This is a genomic window from Pyrococcus sp. (assembly GCF_030153625.1).
Lineage (GTDB): Archaea > Methanobacteriota_B > Thermococci > Thermococcales > Thermococcaceae > Pyrococcus > Pyrococcus furiosus.
This window is the reverse complement of record NZ_JASKLM010000005.1, coordinates 43,271-50,982: the sequence shown is the minus strand read 5'-3', so window position 1 is coordinate 50,982 and position 7,712 is coordinate 43,271. Positions and strand designations below refer to the sequence as shown.

The window sequence follows — 7,712 nt, the reverse complement described above, 5'->3', positions numbered from 1 at the left end:
AGTAAATAATGGTTTCAGACTTCATGTTCCCCCTTCTTTTTCTAAAGTACTGCCAGTAACTTAAACCTGACACCCCACAGCTTATCCTAACAGTATCCAAAATTAAATGCAAAAATTTTTAAGTAAGTTAAATGAAATCACGTCACTGGTAGTGGTATAATCGAGGTGATGACGTATGAAATTTTCAGTTCTAAAACTAGATGTAGGTAAAAGGGAAGTAGAAGCTCAAGAGATAGAAAGGGAGGACATTTTCGGAGTTGTAGACTACGGAATCATGAGACACAATGAACTAAGGACATATGAAGTTGATCCCTACGATCCAAGGAATATAGTTATCTTTGGAATAGGACCTTTCGCAGGTTCTGTTTTGCCTGGAAGTCACAGGCTAGTATTCTTCTTTAGGTCTCCCCTCTATGGAGGTCTATTCCCCTCCACAATGGGTGGAGCTGGATATCAATTCAAAAATGTAGGTGTTGATTTCGTTGAAATTCATGGAAAAGCTGAGAAGCCTACCGTGATAATTCTAAAGAATGACGGTGAGAAGTTAAGCGTTGACTTTTATGAAATTGAGCTTGAGAAACTCTTAGATGTATGGAAAGAATACAAAGGAGAAGAGGGGGTTTATGCACTAACGCAATACCTTCTTGATAACCTAGCGAGTGTATTTGAAGGCATGGAGTTTAGAATTGCCGTAGTTGGCCCAGCTGCACTTAACACTAACATGGGTGCAATTTTCTCCCAAGCTCTAAGAAATGGTAAGAGGGCTGTAGGTAGCGAAGACTGGGCCGCAAGGGGAGGTCCTGGAAGTGTTCTTTTGAGGGCTCACAATGTAGTTGCCATAGCATTCGGTGGAAAGAAGAGAAAGAGAGAATTCCCAGGTGAGGACATAAGCGATGTAAAAGTTGCCAAAAGAGTGGTTGAAGGAATTCACAAGAAGGCTCAGAGGGATGTGATTAATGAAAGCACCGTGAAGTATAGATACAATCCAAAACTTAACACAGGAGGTACATTTGGAGGTAATTACCCAGCTGAAGGTGATTTAGTGCCAGTTTTAAACTGGCAAATGCCTTACATTCCAAAAGAAGAGAGGATAAAGATTCACGAGCTCATAATGAAATATTACTGGGAACCCTTCAACAAAGAGTCAATACAACCAAAGAACTGGACTACCTGTGGCGAGCCCTGTCCAGTAGTTTGTAAGAAGCACAGAAAAGGACATCACGTTGAATATGAGCCCTACGAAGCAAACGGTCCTCTCAGCGGAAGTATATACCTCTATGCAAGCGATATTAGTGTTCATGCAGTAGATGCCATGGGATTTGATGCAATTGAATTCGGCGGTACAGCAGCGTGGGTGTTGGAGCTGGTTCACAAAGGTTTACTAAAGCCTGCAGAGGTTGGAATTAGCGATGTTCCAGAATTTACAAAGGACGATCTAATCACAAAGCCTGTGGAAGCAAGCGAGAAAAATGCTAAACTTGTTGCAGAGCTGGCCCACTCAATAGCTTTTGGAAAAACGGAAGTTGCTAGGATAATTGGAATGGGTAAGAGGAAAGCAAGCAAGATCTTAGATGAAAAGTTCAAGGACAGACTAAGTTATGGAGAGAGCTTTAAGGATTATGGAGTCTACACACCCTTAGGTGACGATGGAGAGATAAACCCAACAATGTATTGGGCCATTGGAAACTTCATACCATTGCCTATTCAAGGTAGATACTGGACATTCTATCAATTTGGAGTATTCCTAGAACCAGAGGAACTTGCTCAGAAAATTGTTTCAAGTGCTTTGTGGGAGTTCTGGTACGATAACGTAGGCTGGTGTCGTTTCCACAGAGGGTGGATGAAGAAAGTCCTAAAGGCTCTGTTTATGGAGGCATATGGTGTCAGCATTGACATGGAAGAGCACGCCAAAAAACAGATTAGAAAGCTTATAGACTACCTTAAGAAGGCAGGTTATGAGCCAGTATTTTGGGACAGCATGAGGGTAATCGACTTAGTTGCAAAGGGCAGTGAAGAGTTTGGAAACGAAAACTGGGCCAAGAAATTCAAAGAAGACAAAATTGGAACGGCCAAAGAGTACTTGAAGAGAGTCCTAGATGCATACAGTCAATTAATAGGAACTGAGTGGACTCTTTAATCTTTTTATACCCCTTAATCCTTTTTATAATGGTGATAGCATGATTAAGGCAGTCTTTTTTGATTTCATTGGCACTCTGTTAAGTCAAGAAGGAGAATATGAGACGCATCTAAAGATAATGGAGGAAGTTCTCGGAGAAAACAAGAAAATATCCCCCGAGGAATTGTTACGTGAGTATGAGGCTCTAACAAGGGAGGCATTCTCACAATATGCAGGAAAACCCTTCAAGCCTATTAGGATAATAGAAGAGGAGATTATGAAAAAGTTGGCAGAAAAATATGGCTTTGATTACCCCGAAAACTTCTGGGAAATCCACCTGAAAGCTCACCAAAGGTATGGGAAATTGTATCCTGAGGTTGTAGAAGTGTTGAACGAGCTTAAGAAACGAGAATATCACGTTGGTTTAATCACTGATTCAGATACAGCATATCTAAGGGCACACCTTGAAGCCCTAGGAATAGCCGAGCTCTTTGATTCAATTACCACAAGTGAAGAGGCAGGATTCTTTAAGCCACATCCCAGAATATTTGAAGTTGCACTGAAAAAGGCTGGCGTTAAAGGAAGTGAAGCTGTGTATGTAGGAGATAATCCAATAAAAGACTGCGGTGGGGCAAGACAGCTTGACATGCTCTCAATATTGGTAGACAGAAAGGGAGAAAAGAAAGAGTTATGGAAAGAGTGTGAATTTGTAATAAGCGACCTTAGGGAAGTTATTCAGATAGTTGAGGAGTTAAACGGTCAGTAACGGCAGGGTTCATCATTATTTTCAGAGGTAGCAAATCTCATCATCCCTATTTTTCAAGCCTTTTCTTTGCTTCATAAACTCTTTGCAAGAAGGTTATCCAAGAGAGTATTGCAACCAGATACACACCAATATCAATAATTCCGAATAATCCTGCAATAACAAGAATCAATAATCTCTCTCCCCTCTCAGCAATTCCAACTGCTAAAGTTCCAGAACCAGCTAATTCAGCCCTACATCTTGTATAGCTTACCATGTAAGAGCCTATTAACGCTAAAAACGCTACTTTCCAATTAACTAACTCTCCCAATGCAATTCCAAAGATTATTGCTGCATCGCTAAGCCTATCCATCGTAGAATCGAGAAAACCACCAAATTTTGTAACTCTTCCGGTTAACCTTGCTAGGCTCCCATCTAAAGCATCTAAGAACGCCCCAAGTAATAGTATTAATGAGCCAAAAACCTGATTATTGAGGTAATATTCATAAGATGCAAGTAAAGACAGGAAAAATCCAACCATAGTGAGTTGATTAGGAGTTATGCCAAGCTTTGAGAATGGCTCAGCTATCTTTTCCAGTGGCTTTTTCGCCAATGGTCTCAAATTGCTCAGCACTGCTTTCAACCTCCACTACTTTTTTCCCGCGTTCTTGCGGTATTATCCTAAGTTTTGCATTCTTAAACTCCTTTTTTAATCCTTTTCCTTCCAAAAGTCTATCCAAGAAGACTGCAAGAGCAGCAACTTCGCTATGAGGTTGATTTCCTATAGCAACATTGTAATCAGCTAGCTCATAAACTTCTCTCGGAACTTTTTCAGCTCCTACTATCACCATTATGTCATTCCCTTCTCTAAATTTCGCTTTAATATCCTCTATTATATCGTCAACATGTAGTCCATACATCGTCAAGTGCACTTTTATTCCTCTAAATTCCTTTATCTCTTTTCTCCAGTTTTTTTCAAACCTAATGAAGAACGGCCCACCCCATCTCTTCACTACATCCTCCACGCTCTCTTTAACCTTTTCATCTTCTTCTCCAGCAATTATTATTCCATCAGCTCCAAAAGCTCTCGCTGTTAATGCTACATGGGTAGTTACCCTCTTGTCTCTTTCTGGTCTGTGGCCTAGTCTTAACACAACTATCATGATTGGAACACCCCTCTAGCTGTAAATCTGCATTAGCTTTACCCAATATACTCTAAAATCTTCCTCCCATTCTATGTCATAATAAAACTGGTATAGTGCTTTAATTGTCTTCGCAATATTCTCCAAACTTGCCTTCGAAAGAAGAGTTTTAATTTCCTGAGGTTCGGCTGAGGAAAATAGAAACAAGGCAAATATCCTTTCCTCTTTTGTTTCTAAACTGTCCACAATTCTGATTACCTTTGAGTAGGTCTCCCTGTCTAATCTTTCCTGGAGTTGTTCCTCTATAACATCTTCAATACCAGCGACGTATTCCTCCGTTATATCTTCATGAGAATGCTCTAAGATAGGAGCTGGCTTCAATGCAACAATTCTATAGTTTTTCTGAGTTATTAACTGGTAGATTCTCGGGAACCACCTACTTGCAATATATTCGTCTCTTGGTGCAAAATATGTATGGCCAAGGTCTATAACAAACCATTTTCCTTCTAGATAAACTTCAGTTATTGGGCTTTCTGTGCACTCAATATTGTTATATAAGGCTATAATTCTAGCTGGAAGGTTAGCAGACCTAAAGTATGCCACAGCTAGGATGTTTCCTTCTATGGGCGATATAGAAGGAGTTTTATCAATCTCCTGAGGATTTAAAGTTCTTACTATTCTCTCACTAAATATGTGATGGGTTATAAGATAGTTGAATATTGCATTGCCAGCTTCTAAGTCAGAATCCGATGTTTCTAAAGTTTTTAAGATCTTCTCTCGGAAGTATGTTCTGTTTATTGTGGAATCTGAGTTATATATCCACTCCCAATATCCATCAACAATCTTATCGTAGAAAATCCATTGTGAAACCTCTTTGTATAAATCCCTTAGTATAGTTTCGTTTAAAAGCCATGGTTTTAAAGTTGCTCTTATACTTATGTTCTTAACTACCTTCGCAATTCCCGTCTCAGGGGATTTATATTCAACAAGGAAAAATATAGTATCTTGAAACGTTTGATGTGGAACTTGAAATGTATAAACGACTTTAACAGAAGAAGCAGGCATCACTACAATATCTTTTTGAAAACTTGTGTTGACAACTTTTATTTTTCCTGCAATTATATCAATCTTTGAAATCGTTATTGGGACAGGATTATTGTTCTTTATTATAAGAGAGATGTTGAATTCTGAACCCCCATATATCTCTTCTGGGAGTATTGCTTCAACTTTAACTTTTTGTTCTGAATTACTAGAGCTTTCAACCTTTATCGTTGTTTCATAAATAAATCCTTTCCAGACTCTGTTCAACTCGTCTTTTATGTCCACATAAATTTTTACCGGATATACCCCAGGAACTGGTGGAGCTTTAACGACCCATATAAGTTTTGTAGCTTCTCCAACTTTTATTGGGCTTGTCAAACTTGGCCTTTGAACTACCAAAAATCCTTCTCCTTCAATATTAAGGTTTACATCCACGATTGCAAATTTTCCCGTATTATTTACTTCCACTACAATATAGAAATATTCTCCAGGTGTAACAACAGTCTTATCTAAGCTAAACCTAACCTGGGCAGGAGACTTTATAAGACAACCTAATCCAAGTAATACCATCATTACCACAAGTATTTTTAAATGTCTCATAACTCACCTATATGATGTAGGTGATATATTTAATAAACTTTCTGGAAGAATAATCTAGAGGAGGGAAAATAAGTGATAACAATAACAACAGACTTTGGATTAAAGGGGCCTTATGTCGGAGAGATGAAAGTTGCAATGCTCAAACTAAATCCCAATGCGAGATTAGTTGATGTAACTCACAGCATAACCAGACACTCAATTCTAGAGGGTTCCTTCGTTATGGAGCAGGTCGTTAAATATTCACCACAAGGAACTGTGCATCTTGGAGTCATTGACCCAGGAGTTGGAACTAATAGAAGGGCAATAATAATTGAAGGTGAACAATGGCTCGTTGTTCCAGACAACGGCCTTGCTACACTCCCAATGAAGCATATAAAGCCCAGAAGAGCCTACGAAATTGATATGAAAAAAATTAAGAAGTATGTAACCTGGGAAATTAGCTCAACCTTTCATGGAAGAGACTTGTTTGGCCCCGCCGCTGCATTAATTGACAAGGGCGTTGATCCACTAGAATTTTCTAACGAAATCCCTCTAGAAAGTATTGTTAGGTTAAACATAACCCCCAGGAGAGAAGGAGACGTTTGGATACTAAAGGTAATATATGTAGATGATTTTGGAAACGTGATACTAAACCTTGAAGGATACGAGAAACCTAAAGAAGTCGTTTTACCAGACTTCAAACTAACTCTTCCTTATCTTGACACATACGGTCAAGTAAAACCAGGGGAAATGCTGGCCCTCCCAGGTAGCCATGGATACTTAGAAATAGCTGTAAATCAAGGATCAGCTGCAGATGTATTAAAAATTAAAGTAGGAGATGAAATAAGAGTGATCCTAAGGAGGTAGAAACTATGAAAAGAGGACTTTTTGTTGGAAGATTTCAACCGGTTCACAAAGGCCATATAAAAGCGTTAGAATTTGTCTTTGATCAAGTTGATGAAGTTATCATTGGAATTGGAAGTGCACAAGCAAGTCACACACTCAAAAATCCGTTTACAACTGGTGAAAGAATGGAAATGCTAATTAGGGCGTTGGATGAATCTGGGTTAAGCAAGAAAAAGCGATACTACCTCATACCCCTACCCGACATAAACTTCAATGCAATTTGGGTTCCATACGTTGAGAGCATGGTTCCTAAGTTTGAGGTTGTTTTTACTGGGAACTCATTAGTTGCCCAGCTCTTTAGAGAAAGAGGATATAAAGTTGTAGTTCAGCCAATGTTCAAAAAGGATATACTCTCTGCAACAGAAATTAGAAGAAGAATGATAGAGGGAGAACCCTGGGAAGATCTAGTACCGAAGAGCGTGGCAGAATACATAAAGGAGATCAGGGGGGTAGAAAGAATAAGAATGCTAGCAACGAACCTTGAAAGTAGTGAAAAAGAACTTCAGGCCCCAATTAGGATTCCAGAGTATTGAGGTGTTATCCATGAAAAGACAGGAAATTGAAGACCTACTGATATCATTTATAGTTCTCTTACTCCTTTTTTCGGACTTTAATATTAGAATTATGCCTTTCGTTGTCCCAGCACTTCTCACAGCGTTTATTTTTCATGAACTTGCTCATAGACAAGTGGCAAGGTATTATGGATACTATGCCTTGTACAAGAGATGGGATACTGGTATAATAATAGCACTACTCCTAGGCCTATTCTCGAAGCTTCTCACTGGCAGTACATGGGTTTTTGCTGCCCTTGGTGCAGTCCATATTTACGCTCCATATCAATTTTGGAGAGATAAGAAAAGTGAGGGCATAATAGCATTATCGGGGCCACTCTCAAACATTATAGTGGCCATTGTTTCAGTTATCCTCTCCAATTTTACAGGAGGGGTATTAAAGTTAATCTTTACCTACACTGCAGGAGTAAATTCATGGCTAGCATTCTTCAACTTACTTCCATTCCCATCCCTTGACGGCTTTAAGGTTCTCTTGTGGAATCCTGGGTACTGGGGAATTTCGATAGGAGTTGCATTCATGCTTTACAATCTAGTTTAATTTTTACTACCAAAAGCAATAACGTTGTTATATTTATTTTTTCGTGTAAATTTTGATGGAAACAGTTTTAACATAC

At 39.0% G+C, this 7,712-nt stretch carries 8 protein-coding genes and 1 other RNA gene; 5 read left to right on the top strand and 4 right to left on the bottom strand.

Annotated elements, in window-relative coordinates:
- The first annotated feature begins 175 nt into the window (after positions 1 to 175).
- Together gor and PWP39_RS01685 are read left to right on the top strand one after the other, a co-directional pair.
- Positions 176 to 2,137: a glyceraldehyde-3-phosphate:ferredoxin oxidoreductase gene (gene gor / locus PWP39_RS01690; RefSeq protein WP_011011581.1), complete on the top strand. Its 1,962-nt coding sequence runs from the start codon at positions 176 to 178 to the stop codon at positions 2,135 to 2,137.
- 40 nt (positions 2,138 to 2,177) lie between these two features.
- Positions 2,178 to 2,882 carry a TIGR02253 family HAD-type hydrolase gene (locus tag PWP39_RS01685; RefSeq protein WP_014835149.1) on the top strand — a complete coding sequence of 235 codons (705 nt, stop codon included), beginning with the start codon at positions 2,178 to 2,180 and terminating at the stop codon, positions 2,880 to 2,882.
- Here PWP39_RS01685 and PWP39_RS01680 read toward each other — a convergent pair.
- The 4 genes from PWP39_RS01680 to PWP39_RS01665 all read right to left on the bottom strand — a co-directional run bounded on the left by PWP39_RS01680 (position 2,873) and on the right by PWP39_RS01665 (position 5,641).
- Positions 2,873 to 2,930, bottom strand: an RNA gene (locus PWP39_RS01680) — C/D box small nucleolar RNA. The two genes, PWP39_RS01685 and PWP39_RS01680, sit on opposite strands and share 10 nt — an antisense overlap.
- Positions 2,929 to 3,492, bottom strand: a complete 564-nt coding sequence (gene pgsA / locus PWP39_RS01675) for an archaetidylinositol phosphate synthase (protein WP_011011579.1) — start codon at positions 3,490 to 3,492, stop codon at positions 2,929 to 2,931. Before pgsA ends, PWP39_RS01680 begins: the two co-directional genes overlap by 2 nt.
- Positions 3,440 to 4,021 carry a tRNA (cytidine(56)-2'-O)-methyltransferase gene (locus tag PWP39_RS01670; RefSeq protein WP_288072144.1) on the bottom strand — a complete coding sequence of 194 codons (582 nt, stop codon included), beginning with the start codon at positions 4,019 to 4,021 and terminating at the stop codon, positions 3,440 to 3,442. Before PWP39_RS01670 ends, pgsA begins: the two co-directional genes overlap by 53 nt.
- 15 nt (positions 4,022 to 4,036) lie before the next feature.
- Positions 4,037 to 5,641, bottom strand: a complete 1,605-nt coding sequence (locus PWP39_RS01665; RefSeq protein ID WP_011011577.1) for a hypothetical protein — start codon at positions 5,639 to 5,641, stop codon at positions 4,037 to 4,039.
- A 72-nt stretch (positions 5,642 to 5,713) separates the two neighbouring features.
- Between PWP39_RS01665 and PWP39_RS01660 the strand changes: the two genes are divergently transcribed.
- The 3 genes from PWP39_RS01660 to PWP39_RS01650 are packed head-to-tail and all read left to right on the top strand — an operon-like array spanning position 5,714 to position 7,636.
- The gene (locus tag PWP39_RS01660; RefSeq protein WP_011011576.1) at positions 5,714 to 6,487 is read left to right on the top strand and encodes a (R)-S-adenosyl-L-methionine hydrolase; all 774 of its coding nucleotides are present in this window, start codon (positions 5,714 to 5,716) and stop codon (positions 6,485 to 6,487) included.
- A 5-nt stretch (positions 6,488 to 6,492) separates the two neighbouring features.
- Positions 6,493 to 7,059, top strand: a complete 567-nt coding sequence (locus tag PWP39_RS01655; RefSeq protein ID WP_011011575.1) for a nicotinamide-nucleotide adenylyltransferase — start codon at positions 6,493 to 6,495, stop codon at positions 7,057 to 7,059.
- A 10-nt stretch (positions 7,060 to 7,069) separates the two neighbouring features.
- Positions 7,070 to 7,636 carry a zinc metalloprotease gene (locus PWP39_RS01650; protein ID WP_011011574.1) on the top strand — a complete coding sequence of 189 codons (567 nt, stop codon included), beginning with the start codon at positions 7,070 to 7,072 and terminating at the stop codon, positions 7,634 to 7,636.
- Positions 7,637 to 7,712: the final 76 nt, after the last annotated feature.